Source organism: Plantibacter lichenum (assembly GCF_050587525.1).
GTDB lineage: Bacteria > Actinomycetota > Actinomycetes > Actinomycetales > Microbacteriaceae > Plantibacter.
In genome coordinates this window covers 78870-103942 of sequence record NZ_JBOBFT010000013.1, presented here as the reverse complement: position 1 = coordinate 103942, position 25073 = coordinate 78870, and the positions used below count along the sequence as shown (strand labels likewise).

The 25073-nt window shown below is 69.0% G+C and carries 21 protein-coding genes; 7 read left to right on the top strand and 14 right to left on the bottom strand.

Annotation, left to right across the window (positions count from 1 at the left end):
* Window positions 1–30: 30 nt before the first annotated feature.
* Window positions 31–744, bottom strand: coding sequence for an AI-2E family transporter (locus ACQ3HB_RS16820; RefSeq protein WP_430921542.1), 714 nt, complete (start codon window positions 742–744; stop codon window positions 31–33).
* On the opposite strand from ACQ3HB_RS16820, the gene ACQ3HB_RS16815 reads away from it, so the two are divergent.
* Window positions 743–1366 carry a GyrI-like domain-containing protein gene (locus ACQ3HB_RS16815; protein WP_430921541.1) on the top strand — a complete coding sequence of 208 codons (624 nt, stop codon included), beginning with the start codon at window positions 743–745 and terminating at the stop codon, window positions 1364–1366. The genes ACQ3HB_RS16820 and ACQ3HB_RS16815 overlap by 2 nt on opposite strands.
* Window positions 1367–1433: 67 nt before the next feature.
* On the opposite strand, the gene ACQ3HB_RS16810 is transcribed toward ACQ3HB_RS16815, so the two are convergent.
* The 11 genes from ACQ3HB_RS16810 to ACQ3HB_RS16760 form a co-directional block, all read right to left on the bottom strand.
* Complete coding sequence (locus ACQ3HB_RS16810; RefSeq protein WP_430921539.1) at window positions 1434–3506, bottom strand: BNR repeat-containing protein; 2073 nt, start codon at window positions 3504–3506, stop codon at window positions 1434–1436.
* Window positions 3507–3567: 61 nt separating this feature from the next.
* On the bottom strand, window positions 3568–5490 hold the full coding sequence (locus ACQ3HB_RS16805) for an ADP-ribosylglycohydrolase family protein (protein ID WP_430921537.1): 1923 nt from the start codon (window positions 5488–5490) through the stop codon (window positions 3568–3570).
* Between the two features lie 188 nt (window positions 5491–5678).
* A complete protein-coding gene (locus ACQ3HB_RS16800; RefSeq protein ID WP_430921535.1) occupies window positions 5679–6677 on the bottom strand; it encodes a LacI family DNA-binding transcriptional regulator in 999 nt (332 codons plus the stop codon).
* A gap of 51 nt (window positions 6678–6728) precedes the next feature.
* The gene (locus ACQ3HB_RS16795) at window positions 6729–8390 is read right to left on the bottom strand and encodes an extracellular solute-binding protein (protein ID WP_430921533.1); all 1662 of its coding nucleotides are present in this window, start codon (window positions 8388–8390) and stop codon (window positions 6729–6731) included.
* A gap of 99 nt (window positions 8391–8489) precedes the next feature.
* Window positions 8490–9461 carry a carbohydrate ABC transporter permease gene (locus tag ACQ3HB_RS16790; RefSeq protein WP_430921531.1) on the bottom strand — a complete coding sequence of 324 codons (972 nt, stop codon included), beginning with the start codon at window positions 9459–9461 and terminating at the stop codon, window positions 8490–8492.
* 23 nt (window positions 9462–9484) lie between these two features.
* Entirely contained in the window at window positions 9485–10489 is a 1005-nt protein-coding gene (locus ACQ3HB_RS16785; RefSeq protein ID WP_430921530.1) for an ABC transporter permease, read from the bottom strand.
* Between the two features lie 277 nt (window positions 10490–10766).
* Window positions 10767–11747: a mannonate dehydratase gene (locus ACQ3HB_RS16780; protein WP_430921528.1), complete on the bottom strand. Its 981-nt coding sequence runs from the start codon at window positions 11745–11747 to the stop codon at window positions 10767–10769.
* A 34-nt stretch (window positions 11748–11781) separates the two neighbouring features.
* Window positions 11782–12483, bottom strand: coding sequence for an RraA family protein (locus tag ACQ3HB_RS16775; RefSeq protein WP_430921527.1), 702 nt, complete (start codon window positions 12481–12483; stop codon window positions 11782–11784).
* A gap of 77 nt (window positions 12484–12560) precedes the next feature.
* Window positions 12561–13298, bottom strand: a complete 738-nt coding sequence (locus ACQ3HB_RS16770) for an SDR family NAD(P)-dependent oxidoreductase (protein ID WP_430921526.1) — start codon at window positions 13296–13298, stop codon at window positions 12561–12563.
* Window positions 13295–16279 (bottom strand): glycosyl hydrolase 2 galactose-binding domain-containing protein, encoded by a 2985-nt coding sequence (locus tag ACQ3HB_RS16765; RefSeq protein WP_430921524.1) that lies wholly within the window; start codon window positions 16277–16279, stop codon window positions 13295–13297. Before ACQ3HB_RS16765 ends, ACQ3HB_RS16770 begins: the two co-directional genes overlap by 4 nt.
* A gap of 11 nt (window positions 16280–16290) precedes the next feature.
* Window positions 16291–17082, bottom strand: a complete 792-nt coding sequence (locus ACQ3HB_RS16760) for a sugar phosphate isomerase/epimerase family protein (RefSeq protein WP_430921522.1) — start codon at window positions 17080–17082, stop codon at window positions 16291–16293.
* A gap of 89 nt (window positions 17083–17171) precedes the next feature.
* Between ACQ3HB_RS16760 and ACQ3HB_RS16755 the strand changes: the two genes are divergently transcribed.
* The 5 genes from ACQ3HB_RS16755 to ACQ3HB_RS16735 all read left to right on the top strand — a co-directional run bounded on the left by ACQ3HB_RS16755 (window position 17172) and on the right by ACQ3HB_RS16735 (window position 23103).
* A complete protein-coding gene (locus ACQ3HB_RS16755) occupies window positions 17172–18368 on the top strand; it encodes a Gfo/Idh/MocA family protein (protein WP_430921520.1) in 1197 nt (398 codons plus the stop codon).
* 78 nt (window positions 18369–18446) lie between these two features.
* Entirely contained in the window at window positions 18447–19628 is a 1182-nt protein-coding gene (locus tag ACQ3HB_RS16750; RefSeq protein WP_430921518.1) for a LacI family DNA-binding transcriptional regulator, read from the top strand.
* A gap of 66 nt (window positions 19629–19694) precedes the next feature.
* Window positions 19695–21365, top strand: coding sequence for a type 2 periplasmic-binding domain-containing protein (locus ACQ3HB_RS16745; RefSeq protein WP_430921517.1), 1671 nt, complete (start codon window positions 19695–19697; stop codon window positions 21363–21365).
* Between the two features lie 35 nt (window positions 21366–21400).
* The gene (locus ACQ3HB_RS16740) at window positions 21401–22270 is read left to right on the top strand and encodes a DUF6807 domain-containing protein (RefSeq protein WP_430921515.1); all 870 of its coding nucleotides are present in this window, start codon (window positions 21401–21403) and stop codon (window positions 22268–22270) included.
* Window positions 22267–23103, top strand: coding sequence for an alpha/beta hydrolase family protein (locus ACQ3HB_RS16735; protein ID WP_430921513.1), 837 nt, complete (start codon window positions 22267–22269; stop codon window positions 23101–23103). Before ACQ3HB_RS16740 ends, ACQ3HB_RS16735 begins: the two co-directional genes overlap by 4 nt.
* Window positions 23104–23139: 36 nt before the next feature.
* On the opposite strand, the gene ACQ3HB_RS16730 is transcribed toward ACQ3HB_RS16735, so the two are convergent.
* Together ACQ3HB_RS16730 and ACQ3HB_RS16725 are read right to left on the bottom strand one after the other, a co-directional pair.
* Window positions 23140–23763 carry a superoxide dismutase gene (locus ACQ3HB_RS16730; protein WP_430921511.1) on the bottom strand — a complete coding sequence of 208 codons (624 nt, stop codon included), beginning with the start codon at window positions 23761–23763 and terminating at the stop codon, window positions 23140–23142.
* A gap of 70 nt (window positions 23764–23833) precedes the next feature.
* Complete coding sequence (locus ACQ3HB_RS16725; RefSeq protein ID WP_430921510.1) at window positions 23834–24370, bottom strand: flavin reductase family protein; 537 nt, start codon at window positions 24368–24370, stop codon at window positions 23834–23836.
* A 155-nt stretch (window positions 24371–24525) separates the two neighbouring features.
* On the opposite strand from ACQ3HB_RS16725, the gene soxR reads away from it, so the two are divergent.
* Entirely contained in the window at window positions 24526–24975 is a 450-nt protein-coding gene (gene soxR, locus ACQ3HB_RS16720; protein ID WP_430921508.1) for a redox-sensitive transcriptional activator SoxR, read from the top strand.
* Window positions 24976–25073 lie beyond the last annotated feature (98 nt).

Genomic DNA, 25073 nt, shown 5'->3' with positions numbered 1-25073 from the left:
TGCTCTGCCCTCCTGTGCTCTCTGCGGGGCTCATGCGGCGGTTCTCGCTTCTGAGCCGGTGTTCCCGGTCTCGTCACTCATGTCGCCCGACAATCGCCTGACCCACGCCGCATCGTCGTCGTTCTCGAGGAGCAGCGCCCGGAGGAGCAACGTCAGCGGGACCGACAGGATCGCTCCGACGGGACCGATCACGAAGGTCCAGAAGAACGACGTCGCGAGGCCGGTCACCGTGTGGACGATGGCGCCGGCCGCATTCACGAGCGTCGCAGGGTCGATCCGTCTCGTCGCATCCGCTGCGGCGTCAGCGTCGAAGCCCAAGCTCGTGAGGAGACCGGCTCCCTGGTCGACCACGATGTGCAGCTCGTCGGCGTGCTGCGGGATGAGCGCCGCGAACTGTCCTGCCGCGAAGAGGACGATGGCGCCGAGCACCGCGAGGACGAGGTAGGCGACCGCGATGACGGCGGTCGTCGCCAGCCAGCGCGGCCAGCCGTGCCGTTCGAGCGGTGTGCGGACGGGATGGACGATGATCACGAGGACCGCCGCCACGAACAGCGGCGTCAGGACGTCCCGTGCGAGTGACATGCCGACGAGGAGGATGACGGCGCCTGCGAGCGAGAGCAGGACGCGGGTCGACGGAGCGAGCGTCGGCTGCGAACCCGGCAGTGCGCTCGGCTCGGCATTCGGCCGTGCGCTCGGCTGGACATTCGGCAGTGCCGCCGCCTGGTCCTCCGCCGATTCGCCCATGGCCACATCCTCGCGTCCATCACCCGGCTCCCCATCACCCAACGAGGGTGAACGGGCCGGGCGGGAGGGCGAGGGCCGGCGGCGCGTCCCGTACGATGGTCCGGGTCGGCGCATCGGCCGACGCGACGGGGGTGTCGTGACGATGGCGGAGTTCGCGCGGCGGTCCGAGTCCTGGAGCGGTGTGCGCCTCCAGGGGATGTCGGTGCCGATCACGAGGTCCCAGTCGAGCAACGCCGAGATCTGTGCACGGCACTGGCGGTCGTTCAACGCGGCCTTGGCACGGACAAGCAGGACAGCGTCAGGCTCGTGGGAGAAGTTCGCCGTGACCTACGCCGTCGGCGAGGAGTACCGCTACTTCTGCGGCGTCCCGGCGACTGACCCCGTCCCTCCGGTGTTCGAGACGTTCGACGTCCCGGCGCACGATCACGAGGTCTTCGACCACCGTGGGCCGATGTCCGGTCTCGCAGCGACGATCTCGACGATCTACCGCGAGGAGCTTCCACGCGGGGGAGCCGTTCCGATGTCGGAGCAGCTGTTCCATGTCGAGCGGTACGACCGGCGTTTCCACTGGTCGAGACCCGATTCCGTCATCGAGATCTGGGTGCCAGTCTCGCGAGGGTGAACGGCGCACGGCAGGAAGCCGGGCAGGTCATGAGCGACGACCTGCCCGGCTTCGGATGCTGCACCGTCTACGGCACGAGGCGGTAGACCGTGATGGGCTGCGCGGGCGGCGTCTGGGACGGAGGCCGCGGCTGGTCCGCATTCGCCGGCATCGACTCCCACCGGAGCACGTAGCGGTCGCCGTTCTCCGCCGTGACGTCCACGGTCTTCACCTGGATGCCGGGGAACGTGGATTGCGGTGTGGTGATCGCGGCGGGGAGCGCCGGGGTCGGCACGTCGTACACGGGCTGGAACGTCGCGGGATCGACGATCCAGCTCCGGGACGGCCCGTCGTTCACGCCGACGCCGCCCACGCACTTGTAATCGACGCGGAGCATCCCGTCGGCGAGTGCGCTGACCGCGCCCACCCGGACGCCGCCCGAGAGCGAACCGCCTCCGGAGATGTGCCAGCGTCCGGTCCACTCACTGATCGGAGCGGACACCCACGCGCCGCCCGCATCCGTGTGCGCCAGGTTGAACTGGGTGCGCAACTGCTCGTCGAACTTCGTGTAGCTGATGACGGGCTTCCCTGCCCCGTCGAAGCCGAGGTTGATGTTGCTGTTGATGATGCCGCCGTAGATCGGCACGGGGTCGACGACCGTTGGGCTGTCGTAGGTGACCGGGAGCGTCAACGGCGTGCCCGTGCTCGTCTCCCAGTGCACGAGGTCGGTGCTCCGCATGTAGGAGAGCCGGGAGGTGGATCCCGCGTCGGTCGTGTCCCGCCACGTCCAGACGAGGTGGAAGAAGCCGTCGGGTCCGAGCTTCGGCGCCATCGGGTACGCGTTGCGGAGACCTTCACCGTCGAGGAGCGGCGTCGTGAGGAGCGCCGACCAGGTCTGCGTCGTCTCGTCGTACCGGTTGTAGAGCGTGACACCGTCGCCGCTCATGCCGTCCCGATGCGAGAACATCAGTTCGCCGGAGGGCCCGGTGAAGAACGACGGGTAGGTGACGCGCTGCTCGACGGCCGGATCGACCATGTTCGCGACCCGAGTGAGCGTCGTGACGTCGCCGGGAGTCGTCGTCCGGAAATAGACGAGCGGCACGTTGTGCATGTTGCCGGACAGGTGCAGGTTGCCGGCGGGGTCGAGGGCCATGGTCACGTAATTGTGGCTGTCCCACCCGAGTGTGCTGTCGACCTGCTTGATCGTCCACGTCGTCTGGTCGAGCGTTCGATGCGCCACCGTCATCACGCGGTTCTCGTCGTAGTACGCGGCGTACTGATCATCGCCGTGGTTCAGGATCTGCTGGGTGACGGGATGACCGGACCAGCTGTTCCCCAGCGGGACGACCTCGGCGACCGTGTTCGCGAGGCCGGGCAGCGTGTACCCGTCGGGCTGCGCGACCGTGCAGCTGAGCGGCCCCGGATCGGCGAGCGGCGCGCCAGCCGCGACCGTGGAATTCACGATCGTGACGTCGTCGAAGGTGTTCGCACCGCCGTGGGCGTAGAGGCCGGCGTATCCGCCGGACACGAGCGAGCCGAACGGCAGCGGCGCGTACTGGTACACGTCCTTCGTCACGGCGCCCTCCACACGGACGACGATACCGGTGCCGAGCGAAACCGATTCGAGGCCGAGCCGCACGGGCTGGCCGGCCGTGATGTCGGACCAGCCGCCCGTGACGTAGACGAGACCCGTCGCCGTCTGCGAATCGCTGACCTTCAACAGCTGCCAGTCGAGGCGGGACGCGTTGCCGAGCGCTTGCGCCGCACGCACCACGTAGAAGGTCTGGGTCCCGTTCCCGTTGTCGACGACATTGGCCGCGACACCGTTCCAGGCGCGGGACGCCGGCGCGGTGGACGTCGTCGAGACCGTCGCGGACACGGCGAAGGTCTTGCCGAGCGGGACCGACTCCTGCATGAGCATGCGCTCGGACGTCGAGCCGGACGCGGCGACGGCGCCAGAAGCGATCGCCCACGTGCCACGAGCGGCCCGCCAGCCGTTGCCGACGGCGCCGTTCGCGCGGTCGAACCCGTCGGTGAAAGTCGTCGTGTCCTGGGCGGACGCGGGCGACGGGTCGACGGCGAGTGAGCCGAGGCCCGCCGCGAGGGCGACGGCCGCGACGATCGCGATCCTCCTGGTCGTTCGTCGATGGTCGAGTGACATGCGGTGTTCTCCTTTGAACAGGTGTCGGTGCTGGGTGGACGGGTGTCGGTGCTGGGGGAGTTCAGCGCTCGGCCGAGACGAGCGCCTCGACCGGGACCGGGACGCGCGTGCGTCCGATCGCGACGTTGGGCGTGACGAGCCGATCGGCGGAGGCGAGCAGCAGGTACGCGTCGGCCAGACCGTCGTCGCCATCGAGCGTGAACTCGACGAGGACCTCGTGCCACCCCGCCGTGAGCTCGTACGCGGAGTACCGAGCGCTGAAGTTCGGACGCAGCAGCTTCGGCTCGATCGTCTGATTGGCCTGGTCGATCTGCACGCCGTCGAGCCAGACGGTGTTCGGCACGGTCGAGTCGACGCCGACCCGCACCAGCTCGTCCACGGGCGACTGCAGGAACGTGCGCAGGTACACCCGGCCGCCGCGACCGCTGAGCGTGTGCAGGGGCGAGCGGTTGCCCGATCCGTAGAGACGTTCCCAGTCGAGTTCGTCGACGTTCGGGTAGGCGGTTCCATCGCTCTCGGCGGGGGCCTCTGCGAGCTCCCACAGCGGCGCGCCGACGAGGACGAACGGAACGGCCGGCTCGGCCGGGTACTCGTCGAGTTCGGCCGCCAGGTACAGGACGTTGCGGTCGTCGACGGGCTGGTCTGGAGCCGTGATGGCGATGTCGAGCGAGACCGAGGCGCTCGCCGCGATCTGGAACCGTTCCACGGCGACGGCGGGCCAGCCCTCAGGCAGGATCCAGCGCAGGGAACCGGTCACGGCGTCGGGGTGCGGGTTGTGCACGGTCGCGACGACGGTGATCGTACGGCCGGGGGCGATGATCGGATCCCCGCCGTAGTCGACCGTGACGCTGTACTCGGGGAAGTCGTAGCGGACCTCGGTCACCGAGCGCGTCCACAGCTCGCGGATCGAGTCGTCGGCGTAGAGGCTCTCGAGCGAGACCTCGACGACGCCTCCCGCCGGTGTGACGCCGTGGTGGGCGAGGACCCGGTCCGTCTCCACCCGCAGGTCGTCGATGAGCTCCGGCAGGGTCTCGGGGATCGGCGTGCTCCCGTCGGACATGTGGCGGACGCCGTGCCAGTCCTCGTTCGTCGCGATCTCGATGCCGAACGGTTCGATCCACTTCTGGGGGAGCCGCGACTGTCCCGCGATGATGCCCCACAGGCTCCCGATGCTCGCACCGGACGAGTCGGTGTCGTAGCCGCAGTTCACTGTCGTGCAGATGGCGTCGCCGAAGTCTGCGCCGTAGAGGAGCCCGACCACCTGGAAGCCGATGTTGAAGGGCGAGTACTGGGCGATCCGCACCTCGGAGGTCGCGATGACGCGCTTCCGAGCCTCCTGCCAGGTGAGGCCCGCACGATGCGCGTCGCGCGCGGCTCGCACGGCGCGAGCGGTCTGGGAGTCCTCCGGCACGTAGGAGAGCCCGATGTCGAGGAGTTGTTCGTGGTCGTCGACGACGAACGCGGCGGCCTGCATCGCGACGTTGAACAGTTCGCCGTAGACGCCCTCGCCTCCGGCGTGATCGCAGATGGCGTCCTCGTAGGCGTAGCGTGCGGCGATGCGCGGGTGGCCGGGGGCGACGCATGCCCACAGTTCCGAACGGATGGGGCTGCCCATGCAGTGCAGGAACCAGTTGTTGAACGAGCCGCTCACGGGCGGGACGAGGCCGAGACGGAGGTTCGCCTTCGAGAGCCCGTACTCGTCCCAGTTGTAGCCGATGTGGTCGAGCCAGTACGGGGCGAGGTCGCGAGCGGTGAGCCCAGGACCGACCTGTTTGAGCGCCGCGAGCCAGATGAGCTGCATCTCGAGGTCGTCGTTGGGGATCCCGCCGGTCTCCAGCTTCGGGTACCAGTCGATGTCGAAGGGCTCGTCGCGCCCCCAGCCCTCTTCGAGCGGGGCGCCGAGCGTGCCGCCGGCGTTCTTGCCCATCCAACAGCCGAGGAGCTTGTCGGTGTACGTGGAGCCGCGGAGATCGAGCTTGAGCATGGAACTGGTTCCTTCGTTCGAGGTCTGGTGTGGATCGGCTGATGCTGACGCTGATGCTGATGCTGATGCTGATGCTGATGCTGATGCTGATGCTGATGCTGATGCTGATGCTGATGCTGATGCTGATGCTGATGCTGATGCTGATGCTGATGCTGATGCTGAGGACTGCGGATGGAGCGGTGCGCGGTTCACGGACGCGGCGGAGCGGTCGAACCGCGCACGACGAGCGAGCAGTCGTGACGGGTCGCGCTCGCCGGGATCGACGGGTCGGCGAGTCTGGCGAGGAGGAGGTCGATGACCGACTGGCCCATCTCCTCGGTGGGTTGGCGGACGGTGGTGAGGGGCGGGGAGGAGACGCCGGCGAGGGCGATGTCGTCGAAGCCGACGACCGAGAGGTCTTCCGGCACGCGTCGCCCGCGCCGGTGCGCCTCCTGGGCGACGCCGAGTGCGACGAGGTCGTTGACCGCGAAGACGGCCGTCGCCCGCTCCAGCGCCAGGCCCGTCGCATCGCCGAGCGCCGAAGCGGTGTCGTCGAGTCCGAAGACGAGCTGCGGATCGACCGTGATGCCGTGTTCCGCCAACGCGTCGCAGTAGCCCCGGTACCGTCCGCGGGCGAATGATTCCGCTGGTGCCCTGCTGACGAAGGCGATGCGGGTGTGCCCGAGCCGGAGCAGGTGCTCGACGGCGGCCTTCGCGCCCCCGTACGTGTCGGACGACACCCGGTCGGCCGGGGTGTCGAGCTCCATGCCGACGAGGACCACGGGGGTGCCGGATCCCGTGATGGTCTCGAGGTAGGCGTTCACGGCCGCCGACTCCGGCGGGGTCACGACGAGCCCGTCGACCTGTTGGCCTCGGAGGGCCGTGATGACCTCGAGGGCGCGAGCCTCGTCGCCGTCCGTGACCGCCGTCAGCACGCTGTGACCGGACTCGCTCGCGCGGAGCGCCATGCTCTGAGCGAGGAGCGCTGTGAAGGGGTTGATGAGGTCGCTCGTGATGAAGCCGATAAGTCCGGAGCGTTTCGTCGTGAGGCTCCGGGCCGCGTTGTTCGGCACGTACCCCGTCGCGGCGATGGCGGCGCGGATCGCCTCCTCCGATGCGGCGGACACGTAGCCGTTGCCGTTCACGAAGCGTGAGACGGTTCCGATCGAGAGCCCTGCCGCGCGAGCGACGTCGTACATGGTCACCATGGTGTGATCCCCTTCCGTGGGTGCGTGAAGCGACGGTACTGCGGCGACGCGTTACTTGTCCCGCTTGGCCAGCGCGGCCTGGAACTCGGTGCGCATCTGGTTGCCGCCGCCGGACTTCCAGCTCGCGACGGCGTCCTTCCAGGTGCCGATGGGTTGGCGTCCCTGCACGATCTCGTTGAACGTGTCGGTCATCTGCGTCGTGAGGGCGCCGTTCGACTTGTGGAAGGCCGCGGAGTCGAGGTAGTTCGTCGGGTTGAACTGGGCGAACTCGGCGAGATACTCCTGGAAGGAGTGCAGGCCCTTCACACCCTCGGGGTACTGCGTGTTGTAGATGACGTACGGCCCGGCGGCGAGGTCGGTCGGCTGGAACTGCTCGGCCGTCCCGAGGTCGGTGAAGGTCGGGTTGCCGTCCTTCCAGGTGAAGTGCTCGCCTTCCACGCCGCGGCGGAGGAAGAGTTCCTCGGTCGATCCGAAGGGTGCCGCGAGGTAGTCGACGACCCTCAAGATCGTCTCCACGCGGTCCTTCGACGCCTTGCCGATGCCGGCTGCGACGGACATCGACGGCCCGCGCCAGGCGGAGGGCGTGACCCCGGATTCGAAGCCGGGCGTCTTGAGCCCGGTGATCGAGAACGTGTCCGCCTGCTCCGGGTACGCGGTCGCGAACTGGCTGTAGTAGGGCGTCCAGGCGGACAGGCTGTCGCGCGCGAAGTAGGCCTGCCCGTTGTAGAAGCGTTCCTTCCACGCCGTGTTCGTGAACGCGTCGGGGTGGAGGACTCCCGCCTTGATGAGGCGGATGCCGGCGTCGAGCGCCGCTTCCTGCTCCTCGTACTCCCACGCACTCGTCAGTTTGCCGTTCTTCTCGGACCAGCCGTTCGGGATGCCGAGCATCTGCTGCAGGTAGTCGGAGGGGAAGTTCGCGAGCGCCCAGCGCCCGTTGGCGGGGTCGTTGATCTCCACGCACAGTTCGAGGAACTCGTCGAAGCTCGACACCTCCGGCGTGATGCCCTTCTCGGCGAGCAGGTCGGAGCGGGTGAAGAGGATGACGGTCGGGAGGATGCCGCGCGAGACGGGGATCGAGTAGATCCTGCCGTTGTGGATGGCGCCGTTCCAGGCGTCGGTCGGCTGATTGGCGATGTTCGGGTAGGCCTTGACGGCGTCGCCGCTCAGGTACTCGGTGAGGTCGACGGCCTGCGACTGCAGGAGGCGGGGGAGCTGCGGCTGCGGCACGATCGTGAAGAGGTCCGGCAGCTTGCCTCCGGCGATCGTGGTCGCGAATTTCGCCGTGTAGTCGGGCCCGGGCACGAGCTGGACGTCGAAGGTGCCGCCGAGGCGTTCGTTGAGCGCCTTCCAATAGGAGTTCGAGGCCATGCCGGGTTTCGCGGACGCCCACCACTGGGTCATCGCGGTGATGGGGTCGCCGTCGCCGGGCGTGCCCTTGACCGTCGCGACGAGGCTGGCGGCCGCCGGGAAGGCGATGTATGCCGCGTTGACGCCCTTCTCGGTGCCGGGGAGGTCGGGCTTCGGGCCGTTGAACGGCACGTAGGTGGGCAGGACGAGTCCGCCGGGGCCCGCGCTCGCGCCGGCCGCGCCGCCTCCGGTCGGGGCACAGCCGCTGAGTGCGAGGGCGCCGAGCGCTGCTGCGCCGACGCTCGCGGTGAGGAAGCCGCGACGGCTGAACGCTGCGGGGACGGTGCCGGTGGTGACGGGGTTCATGGTGAGCTCCTTTGCTCCGTGAATCGGGAACGTGGTTGGTGGATGTGCGTGGGGCGATGGGCAGGGGCGCTGAGCAGGGGTGTTGGGCAGCGGTGCTGCTCAGCCCTTGACGGCGCCCGTCAGGACGCCCTTCGCGAAGTGCTTCTGCAGGAACGGGTACACGACGACGATCGGGAGCAGCGCAATCACGAGGAGGGCCATCTGGATGGTCGGCTGGGCGGGGATGAGGTCGGCCGGGAGGTCCGTGAGCGCGAGCGGTTGCTCGTTGACCACGAACGTCCGGAGGACGAGTTGGAGCGGCCACATCGACTGGTCGTTGATGTAGAGCAGTGCGGAGAAGAACGAGTTCCAGAAGCCGACGGCGTAGAAGAGGCCGATGACCGCCATGATCGCCTTCGAGAGCGGGAGGACGATGCGGCGGAAGATCTGCCATTCGCTCGCGCCGTCGATCAGGGCTGAGTCGATGAGTTCCTGCGGGATGCCCTGGAAGAAGGCCCGCATGACGACGACGTTGAACGCGTTGACGGTCACGGGGATGATGAGCGCCCAGATGCTGTCGATGAGCCCGTACTGCTTGACGGCGAGGTACATGGGGATCATGCCTGGTGTGAACAGGAGGCTCACGAGCAGCAGGATCATGAAGGTGCGGCGACCGGGGAGGCGGGGCCTGGCGAGCGCGTAGGCGAGGAGCGAGGTGATCGTCAGTGCGATCGCCGTGCCGACGAGGGTCACGAAGACGCTCACGCCGAGCGATCTCGTCACGACGCCTCCGGCGAAGATCGCCTGGTAGGCGCTGAAGTCGATGCTCTCGGGGATGAAGACGAGCCCGCTCGCCTTCATGACCTGTTCGGCGGGCGCGACGGAGGTGGCGATCATGCCGACGAACGGCATCACGATGATCGCGCAGATGATCGTGAGGACGATGCCCTTGAGGATGCGCATGGGCACGGGCGCCGGTGTCTGACCGCCCTGGATGCGGTTTCGCGGGCGTTTCCGTTCGAGCGTCGTCCGACCTCCCGCGCCGGTTCGCTTCGCTGCGCGGTCGTCCGGTTCGTGGGACGGGGTGGTCATGTCTGGTCCCCTCGTGATGGTGGTCATCGCTGGTACACCCCCGGCTGGCCGAAGAGGTGGGCGATCTTGTTGGCGCCGAAGACGAGGATCACGCCGACGAGCCCTCTGACGAGCCCGACCGCGGCCGCGACCCCCCAGTCGCCGCCGATGATGCCCTGGTTGTAGACGTAGGTGTCGAGCACCTCGGACGCTCGGAGGCCGACCGCCGGCTGCTGGAGGATGATCTGCTCGAAGCCGACGCTCAGGGCGTCGCCGAGCCGCAGGATGAACAGCAGGATGATGACGCCCGTGAGCCCCGGGAGGGTCACGTGCCACATCTGCCGCCAGCGGGAGGCCCCGTCCACGGCGGACGCCTCGTAGAGCGAGGTGTCGATCTGGGACAGGGCAGCGAGGAACAGGATGGTCGCCCAGCCCGTGTCCTTCCAGATCACCTGCGAGGTGATGAGCGCGATGAAGGCGTCCGCGTTGCCGATGATGTTGAGGCCCTCGCCGCCGTGCTGGCGGATGAAGGTGCTGATGAAGCCCGCCCCGCCGAGGAACTGCTGGAAGAGCGCGACGATGAAGACCCACGACAGGAAGTGGGGGAGGTAGGTGATCGACTGGACGATGCGCTTCCACCGCTCGGAGATGAGCGAGTTGAGCAGCAGCGCCAGCACGATGGGGAGCGGGAAGACCAGGAGGGTCTGGACGCCCGTGATGATGAGCGTGTTCTTGAGCGCGTTGAGGAACGCGGGGTCGCCGTCGAAGATGACGCGGAAATTATCGAACCCGGACCAGTCGGACTCCCAGACGCCGAGGAACGGCAGGTAGTCCTTGAACGCGATGACGTTGCCGAACAACGGCACGTAGTGGAAGGCCAGGAGTACGGCCATCCCGGGGAGGGCGAAGGCGAGCAGGGTGGTCTTGTCGCGCCATCTGGCCCAGCGGCCGGTTCGCGTCGTGGCGGGCCGGCCCGGGGTGATCCGGCCGGTGGGCGGGACCGTGCGCTCTTGCCGTCTGGGACGGGTCGCGGCGAGGTCGGTGGTCATCGGCTTCCTCTCGAGCTTCGTTGCTGAGATCGGATCGGTGCTGATCCGATGGAGGTGGTGGGCTGTGCGTCGGCGGAGCCCTGACGGTGCGCCGGCGAATGTGTGACCGGTTACACAAACCGTTCGCACATCCTAGACACATGCGGTGCCGCCCCGTCAAGAGCCGGAATTCCGCGGATTTCGGGCGGGTGGGCGGCGCCGGGCGCGACGGAGCGCCCGGCGCCCTGCGAGCGTCTGGTGGACGAGTTTCGGCCCTGTCAGGGGCTCGCGCGCGGCATCATTCGGCCACCGCCAGAGGCGCGGTCCGGCCCGCGACGGCCGACTCCCAGAGCCCGCGCATGTAGCCGACCGCGTAGAGCCTCCCGAGGATCTCGTAGCCCGGGAAGGTGTTGTCCTCGCCGGCGAGGGTCGGCACGTGGTCGGAGCGCATGGGCCCGTCGTAGCCGATCGCGGCGTACGCGGCCATCGCAGCGGCCATGTCGGTCTGCCCTTCGTCGTGGAAGGTCTCCGTGAACGCCTCGGGGGAGCCGAGGACGTCGCGGAAGTGGACGAAGCGGATGCGGTCGGCGAACCGGTGGATCGAGGCCGGGACGTCGGCGCCCATCGTCGAGAACGTGCCCTGGCAGAAGGCGAGGCCCTGCGCCGGACTGTCGCTCAGCGACATCGCCCGTTCGATCGCGTCCGGCGACGTCATGATGCGGGCGACGCCGCGATAGGTGGAGACGGGCGGATCGTCCGGATGGAGGGCCAACTGGATGCCGTGCTGTTCCGCGACGGGGACGACGGCGCGCACGAAGTACTCGTAGTTCGCCCACATCTGCTCCGCGGAGATCGTCTCGGGGTGCTGCGGGAGCGCGTCGAGGTCGTGCACGTCGAATCCCGTGACGAGTGCACCGCCGCGGCCCTGTTCCGCCCACCGCGTCCGGCCCCAGCCGAACGCCGCCATGAAGTTGTGGCAGAGCACGGGGATCTCGAGGCGCTCCATCGTCCGGATGAGGTCGTGGATGCGATCGATCTCCTCGTCGCGTCCCGGGAGTCCCTGCTTCACCCGCTCGAAGGGCGGCAGCGGTTCGATGACCTCGACGGTGAAGCCGGCTTCACGCACTTCGGCGACGGCGGCCTCCACTGCCCGGAAGTCGCCCGGCATCGTTCCGTCGGGGAGCTCCGGGAGGCGCAGGACGGCGTGGTCGACCCCGATCTGGCGGAGTAGCCGCATGAGCTTCGGCTGATCCAGACGGACGTATTCGGCGATCTTCATGGCAGGACCTCCTGGTCGTCGCGGGTGCTCGTCATCACAGCCGCCCGTACTTCTTGTAGACCTCGACCGGATCCATGCCGCTCTCGAAGTCGCGACGGGCACTGTTCTCGGTCGTGATGAGCTCCTCGGTCTTGACGACCACCTCGACCACGAGCTCGCGCGGGATCACGACGGCGCCGTCGAGGTCGCCCATGATGAAGTCGCCAGGGTGCACAGCGACGACGCTCGAAAGCGCTCCTCGGAGGGCGATCTGCTGCTGCCACTCGTAGTAGCTCCACCGCATGTACGCCTCCACCGGCGTCAGGTATCTGGCCATGACGGGGAAGTCGCGGTCGAGCAGAAACTTCGTGTCCCGTGATCCGCCGTCCACGACTGCGCCGACGACACCGCACGATGCGCCGACCGTCGCGTTCATCTCGCCGTAGTGCGCCACCTGGGTGTCGAAGCTGCAATCACGGACGTCGATGAGTGGAACGCCCGTCGCCCGCATGTCGTTGAAGAGGTGGATGCGGCGGTCGCGGAGGTCGGGGTCGCCCGCGGTGTCGGGGATGCCCTTGACCGTGAACGCGGGTCCGGCGATGACCATGTCCTGGCGGATCGGCTTGATGTCGGTCGCGAGAGCCTGGTTCGGGAGGCCGAGGCCGTCGAGGACGTCGTAGATCGCGCCGGAGTAGAGCGCTCGGTAGCGTCTCACCAGCTCGGTCACGTCGGTGCCGTATTCGTACAGGTCGCTCATGCTGTTCCTTCGGTTCGTGGTGCTGTGGGACGTTCGTGGTGCTGTGCCCTTCGACGGGCTCAGGGACCGTGCGCCGTTCATCCGCGGATCGCCTGACCGCCGTCGACGGCGAGGACGGTTCCGGTGACGAACGAGGAGAGCCCGCTCGCGAGGTAGAGAACGGCGCCGGCGACGTCGTCCGGTTCGCCGAAGCGGCCGAGCGGGATGCGGGAGCCCGCGTCCGCGGACGTGCGGGGATCGGTGAGCGCGGCACGGTTGAAGTCGGTCCGGATGGCGCCGGGGGCGATCGCGTTCACCCGGATCCCCCGAGGGGCGAGCTCCACCGCGAGGGCGCGGGTCAAGCTCTCGAGCCCGCCCTTGCCAGCCTGGTACACCGAGTCGTCAGCGAAACCGCGCCCGGCGCGCACGGACGACACGTTGATGATCGACCCCGTGTCGGGCATCGCCGGCGCGAGCTCGCGGATCAGGAGGTGCGGCGCCAGGAGGTTCACGGTGAGCATCGCGGTCCACTGCTCGGCCGTCACGGCGTCGAGCGGTCGTTTGTCGCCGACGGCCGCGTTGTTCACGAGCACGTCCGGTGCGAGGCCGAGTGCGTCGAGCCACGCCCTGACGCCCGTGGCGGAGTCGGGCGCACCGAGGTCCACGAGACGGCTGTGCGAGCACCCGGCCGTCTCGGGGACCGGCTCCCGATCGACGCCGACGACGAGTGCCCCGGCCGCAGCGCACGCGCGGGCGATCGCGAAGCCGATGCCGCGTGCCGCGCCGGTGACGAGGACGGTGCGGCCCGTGAGGAGCAGCGGGGTTGTGGTGGTCATGCAGGCGCCTCGGCGTTCCACGCGGAGACGGAGAGACCGGCGAGGTCGGGTTCCGCCTCGGTTCCAGCGCCAGCGTCAGGCGCTTCGACGAACGAGGAGGTCAGGTACGCGGGGGAGAAGCGGACGGCGATGCTGCGCCGCTCACCCGGTTCGAGCCAGAAAAAGTCGTCGTCGGCATCCAGGATCCATGCGCCGTCGGACCAGGACCAGCGGACGAAGGCCGCGGGAACCGTGCCCGTGTTTGTCACGGTCGTGATCACCTGACGCACGACGCCGTGCGGATCGGTCACGCCGCCCAGGGTCCGCATCGCGCCGTCCAGGCTCACCTGGAGCGTTGTCGACCGTTCGGCGATCGCTGGACGGAACGCGCGCTCGCCGAACATCGCCGTCGGGGTCGGCGCGCCCCGATACGCCGCACGCGCATCGGCGTCCGCCAGCCCCGGACTGATCCGCAGCAGCCGGACGGTGCGCGCGAGCCGTTCCCCGTCGGAACCGATGGCGTCGGCGATGACGTCGGCGATGACGTCGGCGATGATCGCGAGTGCACCGGCATCGCTCGGCACGGTGCAGACGATCTCGGGGAAGGTGTCGGCGGAGATCGGGGTGGTGAACCGCCCGCGGAGCACGAGGGCGTCGTCGTACACGCGCACCTCGACCGACGCGGTCGCGAGGGTCGCGGCGTCGGCGTCGCGGTTCACGGCGAGCTGCACACGGAGCTCCTCGCCGGCAGCGAGTGCTTCGTGCCTGACGCGGACGGCGATCGCGATCGGCGCATACGCTCGACACAGCGCCGCGTGGCCGGGCGTCGGTCGTCCGGAATGGTCGAGCACCTGCATGCCGACGGACGGCCACGGCCTGCTGAACACCCACGGCAGGATCATCGTCGCGTCGACGTCCGAAGCCCGGAAGTCGAGCGCGACGGTCTCGGTGATCTCCGCGGCGCCGAGGGCGACCGCCTCGACGAACCGTCCGTTGTCGCCCGTCGCGAGGTCGTCGAACAGGGCCGCACGGCCGAGCATCCGCGGAATACGGATGGGACGGAACTCCGCCCAGCGGTGGCGGAGGGCCCGATGCGTGTCGCCGAAGCGCTCGGCGTCTGACGTGTCGAGGATCGCGAGCGGGCGATCCAGTTCCTCCGGCGACAGGAACTCGCGGAGGCTCTCGATCGGTGGGAGCGCATGCCCGCCCCACTCCGTGATCGCCGGTGCGTGCCGGTAGAGCGGCAGGTACCAGCTCGTGTCCGCGTCGAGGTACGGATGCACGTCTCCCGGGTCCGAGCAGGACCGGACGAACGGACGGCTGCCATCGAGCCCGGCGACCGTGCGTTCCATGATCCCGACCGCCGCGGCGTTCACGGGAAGGTACGGATCGAACTCGTTGCCGCCGCACCACACGACGAGGCTCGGGTGATTGCGGAGGCGCGTGACGCTCCAGGCGACCTGCTGCTCCCAGACGTCGAGCGGTAGGCCCTCACAGGTGTACTCCGTGTTGAGGGGGAAGTCCTGCCACACGAGGAGGCCCAGTGCATCGCATCGCTCGTAGAACTCGGTCGTCTCGATGAGGCCGCCTCCCCACACGCGGATGAGCTGGACGCCAGCATCGCGTGCGAGCCGGAGGAAATGGTCCAGCTTGGCGGCGGTCAGGTGCAGGAGATCGACCGGCATCCAGTTCATGCCGAGGATGAAGAGCGGTTCGCCGTTGATCTCGGCCTGCCAGTCCATCCACCGCTCCGCCGTCCGCGGGGCCGCCGAACGGGTGAGCGTGAAGCTGCGGATGCCGACGGTGCTCGTGAGCTCGTCGAGGGCGTTCGCCGACGGGTCGTGGCGCTCGCCGCCGTCGGCCGAGTCGTGAGCGGCGCCGTGGAGGGTGAGCCGCAGCGTGTACTGGTGCGCGTCACCGAGGCCGTGCGGCCACCAGAGCTGCGGATCCGCGACATCGAGTGCAAGGCGCGTCCACTGGCGGCCCCGCCCGAACACGACGTCCTGAACGGACGTCGCGACGACTGCACCGGCCGCGTCGATGAGGACCGCCCTGACCGTGCCGTGGTGTTCGCGGCGTTGTCGCTGCTGCTGCTGCTGCTGCTGCTGCTGCTGGGCGCCGACGTCCGCGCCGATGCTCGCGTTGCTGCTGCTCCGCGGATCCTCCAGCAGATCCTCGCCGAACCGTGGATCATCGAGCGGCGGCTGCTGGCCGTACCGCACGACGAAGCGCAGGTCGGGGGAGACGTCGGCCCGGACGACCTCGACCTCGACGTCGACGCGCGCCCGCAGGACCGAGCCGTCCGCGGTGCGCTCGATCGAGGTCGTCACCAGCGGACGCTCCAATCGCTCGGCGGTCGTCGCGACCAGGCGGACGGGCCGCCAGATGCCGGCCGTCATGAGATCGGGGTTGTTGATCCACGTGCTGTAGGTCTCGGACTTGACCAGGCGGCCGGTCGTGCCCTCCTCCTTGCCCGCACCCGTTCCGGCCGGCGTGATCAGCACCACGACCTCGTGGGCCGAGCCGGCGGGTGCCTCGAGGAGTGTGCTCGCATCGATGGCGGGTCCACCGAACGCGCCGAAGTGCTCTCCCGTGCTGACGCCGTCGATCCACACGGTCGCGTCGTGGTCCACGCCGTCGAAGACGAGGTCGAGGCGGCTGAGGGGTGTCGCCCGCCCTCGTACCGCCGGCCCCGGCGCCGTCCAGTCCTCCGGCAGCGTGATCGCCGTCCGGAACCACCAGCGCTGTTCCGCCATCCACCGGTACTCGGCACTGTTCGTCCCGAGGTAGGGATTGGGCCCCAACCCTGCGAGGTGCCACTGCCACTGGATCATCGCGCCGGGGACCACGTCGTGCCAGTCGAGGGCGTCGAGCCGATCGACGTCGGCGTCGAGGGGGGCGCTCTGCGGCGTCCAGGCGAGCTGCCAGTGCTCGAGGAGGATCTGCCGATCTGCTCCGCGGGGCCAGACGTACAGCGGATGCTGTGCTGGCGCGGACGGCACGGATTCCCGCCTCACGCGAGACCGCGCGCCGTGAGGAATCGGCGCCCGACGGCGATCCCCTCGAAGACGTCTCCCGCGTAGGCGTCGAACTCGACGACGGCGAACTCGAGCTCTGGGACGGCGTCGAGCGCGGCGGCGAGCGGGACGTCTCCCTCACCTGCGGGACGCTGTCCGATCACGTCGCCGTCGAGAGGGCCGTCCTTGACGTGGACGAACGCGACCCGGGAGGCGTGCCGGGAGAGGAGTGCGGCGACGTCCTGACCGGCGACGGCCGCCCAGTAGACGTCCACCTCGAGGACCACCCGAGGGTCGAGGCGGTACACGAGGTGGTCGAGACCTGTCACCGTGTCTGCGCGCGCAACCGCACCTGCGCTCGCGTCAGCTCCGGACCGGTCCGGCACACGACCGAGCAATTCGCCGTCGTGGTTGTGGTACCCGACGCGCATGCCGCGGCGGTCGGCGAGCTCGGCGGCCGCGTTGAGCGACTCGGCGATCCGATCGATCTCCGCTGCGTCCGTCCACCGGGCCGGATCGGTCTTCGGTTCGATCACGGTCGTGACGCCGAGGCGTTCCGCGGCATCGAGCGCGGCGGACTGATCGGCGTCGACGAGCGCCGCGTGCACGCTCGGTGCCGTGAGACCGTGGGCGGCGAGGGCCGTCTCGTACTGGGCGCCGAAGCGAGCCAGTCCGTACAACTCGACGGCGGTGAAGCCGATGGCGGCGACCCGTCCGAGCGTCTGGTCGACGTCGTCGGACAGGGCGTCTCGCACGCTGTAGAGCTGGAGTGCGATCGTCGCGGTCATGGGACTCCTCGGTGAGTTCAGGCCGACGTCATCGGGCAAATGTTGCCAAATGTTCACATCAGTTCCGTATTGCACATTACTGTAGCTGCATGTTTGCAAGAGAACAAGACTCGAGTCGGCCCACGAGAATCGCGCTCGTCGGGATCCACGGCTACGGCGTGATCCACCTGCGGCACCTCGCAGCGATGGGGCGCGCCGTGCAGCTCGTCGCCGTCGCGGACCCGCAGCCGCCCGTCGTCGGAAGCCTTCCGGACGGGACCCTCGTCTTCCCGGATCAGGCCGAGTTGCTCGCTCGGGTGACCGATCTGGACGTCGTGATCATCGCGACGCCCATCAGCACCCATTTCCAGCTCGCGACCGAGGCGCTGAAGGCTGGCGTCGACGTCTACCTCGAGAAGCCGCCCGTCACCTCCCTGGCCGACCTCGACGAACTGCTCGCGATCGAGGCCGCCAGCCCCGGGGTGCTGCAGGTCGGCTTCCAAGGTCTCGGCCTCCACGGTTCGCCGGAGTTCGCAGGCGCCGTCGCATCGCTCGGCGACGTCCTGTCGATCGGCGCGGTCGGACTCTGGCAGCGTTCGCCGGCCTACTGGAACCGTTCCAGATGGGCCGGCATGCGCACGCTCGACGGTGTGGACATCGTGGACGGCGCCATCACGAACCCCTTCGCTCACGCCGTCGTCTCGGCGTTGCGCCTTGCCGGTGTGGCGAATCGCGACGACGTCGGGACCGTCGAACTCGACCTCTACCGTGCGAATCCGATCGAGGTGGACGATACGTCCGTGCTGCGAGTGCGTGCGGCTGCGGGCTCGCTGGCTCCCGTGAGCATCACGTGCGCGTTCACCGTGTGCGCCGAGCGGACGGCCGAGCCGTACGTGCTCGTCGTCGGTGCGGCCGGCACCCTCCGGTTCTTCTACACCGAGGACCGGATCGAGCTCATGGGCGCCGACGGCGCCGTGTCGCACGTGGCCCTTCCGAGACGCGATCTCCTGGAGAACCTCATCGCCCATCGTCTGGTCGGTGAAGCGCTCGTCTCACCGCTGTCGGCCAGCGCGCCGTTCATGCGGGTCCTCGACGCGATCCGGACGTCGCCGCTCCCGAGGGTCATCGGTTCGGCCCTCACCGAGGTGCGATCGGACGGGACGATCGTCGTCTCTGACGTGACTGCGTGGGCGGAACGCGCGGCTCTCGAGGGGCGGACGTTCGAGGAGCTCGGGGCGCCCTGGGTGCAGCCCGATCGGCCTCGGGTCGTGCGCCCGGATGTCGAAGCGATGTTCATTTCCTCGTGAAACGCACATGATCGTGCACAATGAACATGGCGGCTGCGCGCACGCGCGACCGGAATGCCGCCGGAGAGGACCGCCACGATGTTGGTGACCCAACGCCAGGAGCTCATCGTCACGAGGGCCAAGGAGCGCGGATTCGTGCGCGTCGCCGAGCTCGCGGCAGAGCTCGACGTCACGGGGATGACGATCCGCCGTGACCTCGACGACCTCGTCGAACGGGGTCTGCTGCGCCGGATCCGCGGGGGAGCGGTGCCCGTCACGGAGTCGGGCGGTGCGGGTGGCGCCCCTGGGCATCCGGTGCATCGGTCCAACCGGCACATCGGCATCGTGCTCCCCGACATGGCATCCGGCGCCACCGCGGAGGCCTCGGGCGCCCAGGCCGGCGGATCGAGCCTCGTCTACTACTTCGGACGGGTCCTGGCCGGTGCGCGGCACGAGATCGAACGCACGGGAGGTCGGGCGAGCCTGATGCTCCTGAGCCGCTCGGGCAGCTCGGTCGGTGAAGCGACGGAAGCCGAGATCGCTGAAGAGCGTCGAGCCGTCGAAGAACTCGCGGGCCGCGTCGACGGCATCCTGTTCACGCCCAACGTGCACCTGACGGCGGACGTCCGCGAGTACGTCGCCTGGCTGGAAGGACTGGGCGTCCCGGTCGTCCTGATGGAGCGCGAGATCCCGCTGAAGACGGCATCGAGGAACATCTCATCCGTTCGGTCCGCACACGGTCACGGCGTGGGCGCGGCGATCGACGAGCTCCTCGAGCACGGACACGCCCGCATCGCCCTCCTCGCGCACCAACCGTCGCAGACGGCCACGTGGATCCGTGAGGGGTGGGCCGAGGCGACCGCCGACCGCGGCATCGCCGGTGCGGTCACGGGCATCGGCGAGCTGGTCGGCTGGCCGGCGCCCTCCGCCGTCGGCTCCTACGTCGACGGGCTCCTCGCAGACGGCGTCACCGGCCTCCTCTGCCACAACGACAACAATGCGTACGCCGTCCTCCTCGCGCTCAAAGCGCGCGGTGTCCGGGTGCCGGAGGACTTCTCGCTCATCGGATACGACGACGACTACGCGGCGATGTTCGACCCGCCCGTCACCTCGGTCGCGCCGTCGCGCCGCTACGTCGGCGTCCTGGCCGCCCGACTGCTCCTCGATCGGATCGAGTTCGGCGAGGAGTCCGCCGCCTCCCACGTGCAGGTCGAGCCGCAGCTCATCATCCGCGAGTCCGTCGCCGTTCCTGCTGGAGCCTCCCCAATGACACACGAATGAACCTATGATGTTCGCTAGTGAACATCGCTGGTCATTCGAGGGCCGGTCATTCGAGGGGGAATGCGCGTGGATCGAACCGGACTGTCCCGACGGAGCTTCATGGGCGGCACCGTCTCGGCGGCGTTCCTGGCCGCCGCATCGACACTGACGGGGTGCGGGCCGGCGGGCGGGCCGGCCGGCGGCGGAGCCGGAGCCACGACGGCGACGAGCGGCGCCGGCGGTTCCGCCGGAGTGCTGCCGAGCTACCTCCCGTTCGCCGGAGCGACGCCGGACAGCCCCGGCGTCCCTGGCCGTTCGATCGACGTGTTCTTCAGCTATCCCGCCGACCCCGTGCGCGTCACGAACGGCACGCCGGGGGACGGGGCCGAATTCACGGCGCTCACGCTCGCGGATCAGGCGCCGCCGCCGCTCGAGACGAACCGATACTGGCAGATGATGCACGAGCGACTCGGTTCGCCGTATCGGCCGAGCTTCGCACCCGGCGCCGAGTACCCGGCGAAGTTCGCGACCGTCACCGCCTCCGGCGCGATGCCGGACTTCTTCACGGTGCTCCCCGCCGCACCCGCCCAGCCGAAACTGCTCGCGGCGACCGCAGCCGACCTCACCGAGCACCTCGCGGGTGACGCCGTCGCCGAGTACCCGTTCCTCGCCAACATCCCGACCGAGTCCTGGCGCGGCACCGTCTTCGACGGCAGGATCCGCGCCCTGCCCATCCCGCGCGGCATCCAGAGCACGTTTGTGCTCTACGGACGCACGGACCTGCTCGCTGCGGCGGGGATCACCGATGATCCGCGCGACTTCGCGGAGTTCCGGGCGCAGCTCGAGGCGACGACCGATGCGAGGCGGAACCGGTGGGCGCTCGCATCCGTGCCGCTCGACTACGTGCGCCAGACGCTCGCGGTCCCGAACGTCTGGAGCGAACGGGACGGCGTCTTCCGGTCCGCGCTCCTCCACGACGCGCAGGAGGACGCGCTGGAAGCCACGCGACGCCTGTTCGCCGACGGGCTCGTCCACCCCGACGTCGCCGCGATGGCGGGCGATCGGCAGAAGACCTGGGTGCAGAACGGCACGAGCGTGTTCGGCTGGTTCACGCTGAGCGCGTGGCCGACTCTCACGACCGCGGAGACGGGCGCCCACGACGCCCGCGGCACGACGGTCCCCGCCTTCACCCGGGACGGGTCGGGCAGTGGTGCGGGCACCGCCTGGCTCGGGGAGCCGAACCACAGCATCGTGGCGATCAGCGCCGATGCGGGCGAGCGCGTCACGACGCTGCTGCGGATCGCGGACTGGCTCGCGACCCCGTTCGGGACGGAGGAGTACCTCGTCCGGAACTACGGCGTGGAGGGCGTCCACTACACGCTCGTCGACGGCGTGCCGCGGACGATCGCGGACACGGTCTCAGAACGTGCGCTCGGCCTCGGCTATCTGAGCGCCCCGCCGCGGGTGAACTTCTCGACGGAACGAGAGGTCCTCCTGGCGAACCAGGCGTTCGAGTACTCGCTCACGGGAACCGCCGTCGCGAACCCGGCCAACGGGCTGTTCTCCGAGACGCAGGCGAAACGCGGTTCGGTCCTCGGCCTCGCGATCGCCGATCTCGAGCTGGAGATCGTTCGCGGCCGGAAGCCGGTCTCGGCGTGGAAGGACGGCGTCGCGGCGTATCGCACGGGCGGCGGCGATCGCATCCGTTCTGAGCTCGAAGCGGCCTTCGCCGCGGCCCGGGAAGCACAGCTCCGCTGATGGTGGGGACGGATCACGCACACGCATCGGAACTCGTGGATCGCATCAGGTTCACGGCCGGAGGACGGCTCCTCGCCGACTATGTGCACTGTCCCGCCGATCCGCAACTCGAATCGCCGCGACCGTACTTCCACCCCCTGCGCACGCTCGGCGGTGCACTCCTGACCGACGTCCGGCCGGACGATCACGTGTGGCACAAAGGGCTGTCGTGGACGTTGCCGGTCGTCGGCGACGAGAACTTCTGGGGCGGGCCGAGTTACCTCGCGGGCGTCGGCTACCGGCAGCTGCCGAACAACGGGACGCAGCGACATCGTGCGTTCATGGAGGTCGCGGGCACGGGCTTCGTCGAACGGCTCGACTGGATCGCCGAAAGCGGTGCGCTCCTCCTGGACGAGCAGCGGAGGGTGACCGCTACCGTGCTGGACGAGTCGACGTGGGTCCTCGGCTTCACGACCACCCTTCGGAACACGAGCGATGCGCCGCTCGTCTTCGGCTCGCCGACCACCCGCGGGCGCCCGAACGCCGGCTACGGAGGCCTCTTCTGGCGTGGACCACGATCGTTCATCGGCGGGACGGTGCTCTCCGCGGCGGGCGCGGGTGGCGACGCCCTGCGCGGGGCCGATGCGGTCTGGCTGGGCTACACCGGACGGCACGACTCCGGCGCGCGGTCGACCGTGGTCATCGTGGACCGGCTGGCCGCCGCCGGAGCCCCGCAACGGCCGTGGTTCGTCCGCTCGGAGGAGTACGCGTGCCTCTGCCCCGCGCCCTTCTTCCATCGCGAGCACGTGCTCGAGCCGGGAGCGTCGTTTCACGGTTCCTACGACGTCGTCATCGCGGACGGGGCCCCCGATGCTGTGGGGCTCGTCGCGCAGGCAGCGGCCCTCTCTGGCGGGCGATTCGGATGACCGGAACTGCAGGCGCCGATGCCTTCCCTGGCCCGGCCAGCCGCATCACCCCGGGGCGCTGGGACGCCGACGCCGGACGCTGGACCGGTCGTGAGCGCATCTCGGTCCCGATGAACCACGATCCTGCCGTTCCCACCCCGCTCGTCCTCTACTTCCACGGCCACGGTGGAGACGTCTTCACGCCGTTCACCGGTCGGGCGAAGAACTTCGAGACGGCGAGCGTCGCGGCAGGCTGGCTGTTCGCCGCCGCCGACGGGCACAGCCCATCGCACTTCGGTGCGCAGCCTGCGATCGACGCGTATCTGCACCTCGTGGCGACGGCTCGGGAGGCGTTCGCGATCGACCGCATCGTGATCATGGGGGAGAGCATGGGCGGTCTGGCGAGTCTCACGATCCTCGGCAGGCGACTCGTGCCGGAGGTCGTCGCGTGCGTGGGCGTCTACCCGCTCACGAGCGTGGCAGAGGCGTCGGCGACGAGCGAGGAGTGGGCGGCGCAGATCCGCGCGAGCTACGACATCGCTCCGGACGGATCCGACGCCGCCGTGCGCACCGACGGCCACAGTCCGATGCTGGCGCCCCTCGAATCGTTCCGCGACGTGCCGTTCCTGTTCTTCGCGAGTCCGGAGGACACGGTCGTGAGCGCCTCGGCGAACACGCACGCGTTCGCAGCGCGCATCGCTCCGGTCGCGGGGTGCGTCGAGGTCGTGGCGACCGCGGGTGAACACGGCGACGCGTCGACGTTCACCGCCGACCGCCAGGACGACCTGCTGCGGTTCCTGGGAGCGGCGCGGCGCCTCCCCGCAACACGGACTCGCCCCGCCACCGTGGGGTGACGAGGCGAGTCCCTGGCGTGAGCCCGGCGCTGGACGCTAGAGCGTGATGAGACCGCTCGTGGTGGTGCGTGCGCGCTCGAAGCGGGCCGCGACGTTCTCCCAGTCGACGATCGTCCAGAATGCGGTCACGTAGTTCGCGCGGACGTTGAGGTAGTCGAGGTAGTACGCGTGCTCCCAGACGTCGAGCATGAGCAGCGGCACGAGACCGGCCGGCAGGTTGCCCTGCTGATCGAAGAGCTGCACGATGATGGGGCGCTGACCGAGCGTGTCCCAGGCGAGGACGGCCCAGCCGGAGCCCTGCACGCCGAGTGCCACGGCCGTGAAGTGCGCCTGGAAGGCGTCGAACGAGCCGAACGCGTCATCGATAGCCGCAGCGAACTCGCCCTCGGGGCGCAGGCCGCGCGCGGGACCCATGTTGGTCCAGAAGATCGAGTGGTTGACGTGGCCGCCGAGGTTGAACGCGAGGTCCTTCTCGAGCTTGTTGACGCCTGCGAAGTCGCCGGACTCGCGTGCTTCGGCGAGCTTGTCGAGTGCCGTGTTGGCACCCGTCACGTAGGCCTGGTGGTGCTTGCCGTGGTGCAGCTCCATGATCTTGCCGCTGATCGCGGGCTCGAGCGCCGCGAAGTCGTAGGGGAGTTCGGGGAGGGAGTACTGGGACATGGTGTTCCTTTCGATTGACGTGACGCCGATGAAGTGTGTGTGTGTGTGTGAGCGCGTGCCCGTGTTCAGCTCAGGGCAGGATCGTGTGCCCGCCGAGGCCGTGGAATGTGCGGTCGTGGTACACGAGGGGGCTGCCGGGTTCGCCGAGTTCGACGTCGAGGACCTCGGCGACGATGAGGGTCGAAGCGCCGACCGGGACGGTCTGCAGCGGGCGGCACCAGAGCGCGACCGCTGCGCCGGACAGGACGGGCTCGCCGGAGTGCCTCGTCGAGAAGCCCTGCTCCGGGGTGAACCGCGGGGAGCCGTGGACGGCGAAGGACTTGGCGATGTCGACGTGCTCGCTGCGCAGGAGGTTCACGACGAACGTCGGCGCGGTGAGCACGGTCCCGGCGGAACCGGCCGAGGTGGTGACCGAGAAGACGAGGACGGGCGGGTCGGCGGAGACCGATGCGACGCTCGAGGCCGTGAGCCCGACGGGGCCGTCGGGACCCTGCGTCGTGACGACGGCGACGCCTGCCGGGTGGTTGCGGAACGCTGCTTTGAATCGGTCGACGATCGTGGGTTCTTCGCCGGGTGCTGCAGTGTTTCGCGACACGGTGTCGGTCATGGAGTCTCCTTCGCTCGCAGATTCCTCAACGTTGGGGATCCATCCGTATTCCACGCTAACATCTCAAGTGAACTTGAGATCAACGCTGACTCGTTTCTGCAGCGGAACGGGATCGGCAAGGCGGCACCCGAATCGGGTGCCGGAGAGGTGGAGCGATGCACGGTCCGTACCGTCCGGAAGACCTCCTGTCCATCGGGCAGGTCGCCAAACGCGCCGGCGTGCCCGTGTCCACCGTTCGCTACTACGAGTCGATCGGCCTCATCCCCGCCATTCGTTCCGTGGGCAACAATCGACTCTTCCCGAGGCACGTGCTGCGTCGCATCGCCCTCGTGCAGGTGTCCGTCCGCTACGGCATCGCGCTCTCCGAAGTCGCCGAGCTGTTCGTCGATCTGCCGGCTGACCGGCCACCGAGCCGTGCCGACTGGCAACACATCTCTGCCACGTGGGCGGAGCACCTCGCCAAACGACAGGAGGTGCTCACCCGGATGCAGGAGGAACTCAACGGGTGCATCGGCTGCGGATGCCTGTCCCAGACGAGGTGCGCCGTCGTAAACTCCGACGACCGCCTCGCCGACGAGGGCAGCGGTCCACGCCGAGTGTTGTAGACCACGAGTTCATGAGCTGGTCACCAGCTGAACCGACAATTGTTGATTGCAGGAGCAGGCAGCATCTGGGATAGTTTTCGGATGCTCTTCTCATAGTT

What these genes read in the sequence shown, in the direction of transcription:
- ACQ3HB_RS16815 (WP_430921541.1), top strand. Translation starts at nt 743, where the DNA reads ATGGCCACATCCTCGCGTCCATCACCCGGCTCCCCATCACCCAACGAG.
- ACQ3HB_RS16820 (WP_430921542.1), bottom strand. Translation starts at nt 744, where the DNA reads ATGGGCGAATCGGCGGAGGACCAGGCGGCGGCACTGCCGAATGTCCAG.
- ACQ3HB_RS16810 (WP_430921539.1), bottom strand. Translation starts at nt 3,506, where the DNA reads ATGTCACTCGACCATCGACGAACGACCAGGAGGATCGCGATCGTCGCG.
- ACQ3HB_RS16805 (WP_430921537.1), bottom strand. Translation starts at nt 5,490, where the DNA reads ATGCTCAAGCTCGATCTCCGCGGCTCCACGTACACCGACAAGCTCCTC.
- ACQ3HB_RS16800 (WP_430921535.1), bottom strand. Translation starts at nt 6,677, where the DNA reads ATGGTGACCATGTACGACGTCGCTCGCGCGGCAGGGCTCTCGATCGGA.
- ACQ3HB_RS16795 (WP_430921533.1), bottom strand. Translation starts at nt 8,390, where the DNA reads ATGAACCCCGTCACCACCGGCACCGTCCCCGCAGCGTTCAGCCGTCGC.
- ACQ3HB_RS16790 (WP_430921531.1), bottom strand. Translation starts at nt 9,461, where the DNA reads ATGACCACCCCGTCCCACGAACCGGACGACCGCGCAGCGAAGCGAACC.
- ACQ3HB_RS16785 (WP_430921530.1), bottom strand. Translation starts at nt 10,489, where the DNA reads ATGACCACCGACCTCGCCGCGACCCGTCCCAGACGGCAAGAGCGCACG.
- ACQ3HB_RS16780 (WP_430921528.1), bottom strand. Translation starts at nt 11,747, where the DNA reads ATGAAGATCGCCGAATACGTCCGTCTGGATCAGCCGAAGCTCATGCGG.
- ACQ3HB_RS16775 (WP_430921527.1), bottom strand. Translation starts at nt 12,483, where the DNA reads ATGAGCGACCTGTACGAATACGGCACCGACGTGACCGAGCTGGTGAGA.
- ACQ3HB_RS16770 (WP_430921526.1), bottom strand. Translation starts at nt 13,298, where the DNA reads ATGACCACCACAACCCCGCTGCTCCTCACGGGCCGCACCGTCCTCGTC.
- ACQ3HB_RS16760 (WP_430921522.1), bottom strand. Translation starts at nt 17,082, where the DNA reads ATGACCGCGACGATCGCACTCCAGCTCTACAGCGTGCGAGACGCCCTG.
- ACQ3HB_RS16755 (WP_430921520.1), top strand. Translation starts at nt 17,172, where the DNA reads ATGTTTGCAAGAGAACAAGACTCGAGTCGGCCCACGAGAATCGCGCTC.
- ACQ3HB_RS16750 (WP_430921518.1), top strand. Translation starts at nt 18,447, where the DNA reads ATGTTGGTGACCCAACGCCAGGAGCTCATCGTCACGAGGGCCAAGGAG.
- ACQ3HB_RS16735 (WP_430921513.1), top strand. Translation starts at nt 22,267, where the DNA reads ATGACCGGAACTGCAGGCGCCGATGCCTTCCCTGGCCCGGCCAGCCGC.
- ACQ3HB_RS16730 (WP_430921511.1), bottom strand. Translation starts at nt 23,763, where the DNA reads ATGTCCCAGTACTCCCTCCCCGAACTCCCCTACGACTTCGCGGCGCTC.
- ACQ3HB_RS16725 (WP_430921510.1), bottom strand. Translation starts at nt 24,370, where the DNA reads ATGACCGACACCGTGTCGCGAAACACTGCAGCACCCGGCGAAGAACCC.
- soxR (WP_430921508.1), top strand. Translation starts at nt 24,526, where the DNA reads ATGCACGGTCCGTACCGTCCGGAAGACCTCCTGTCCATCGGGCAGGTC.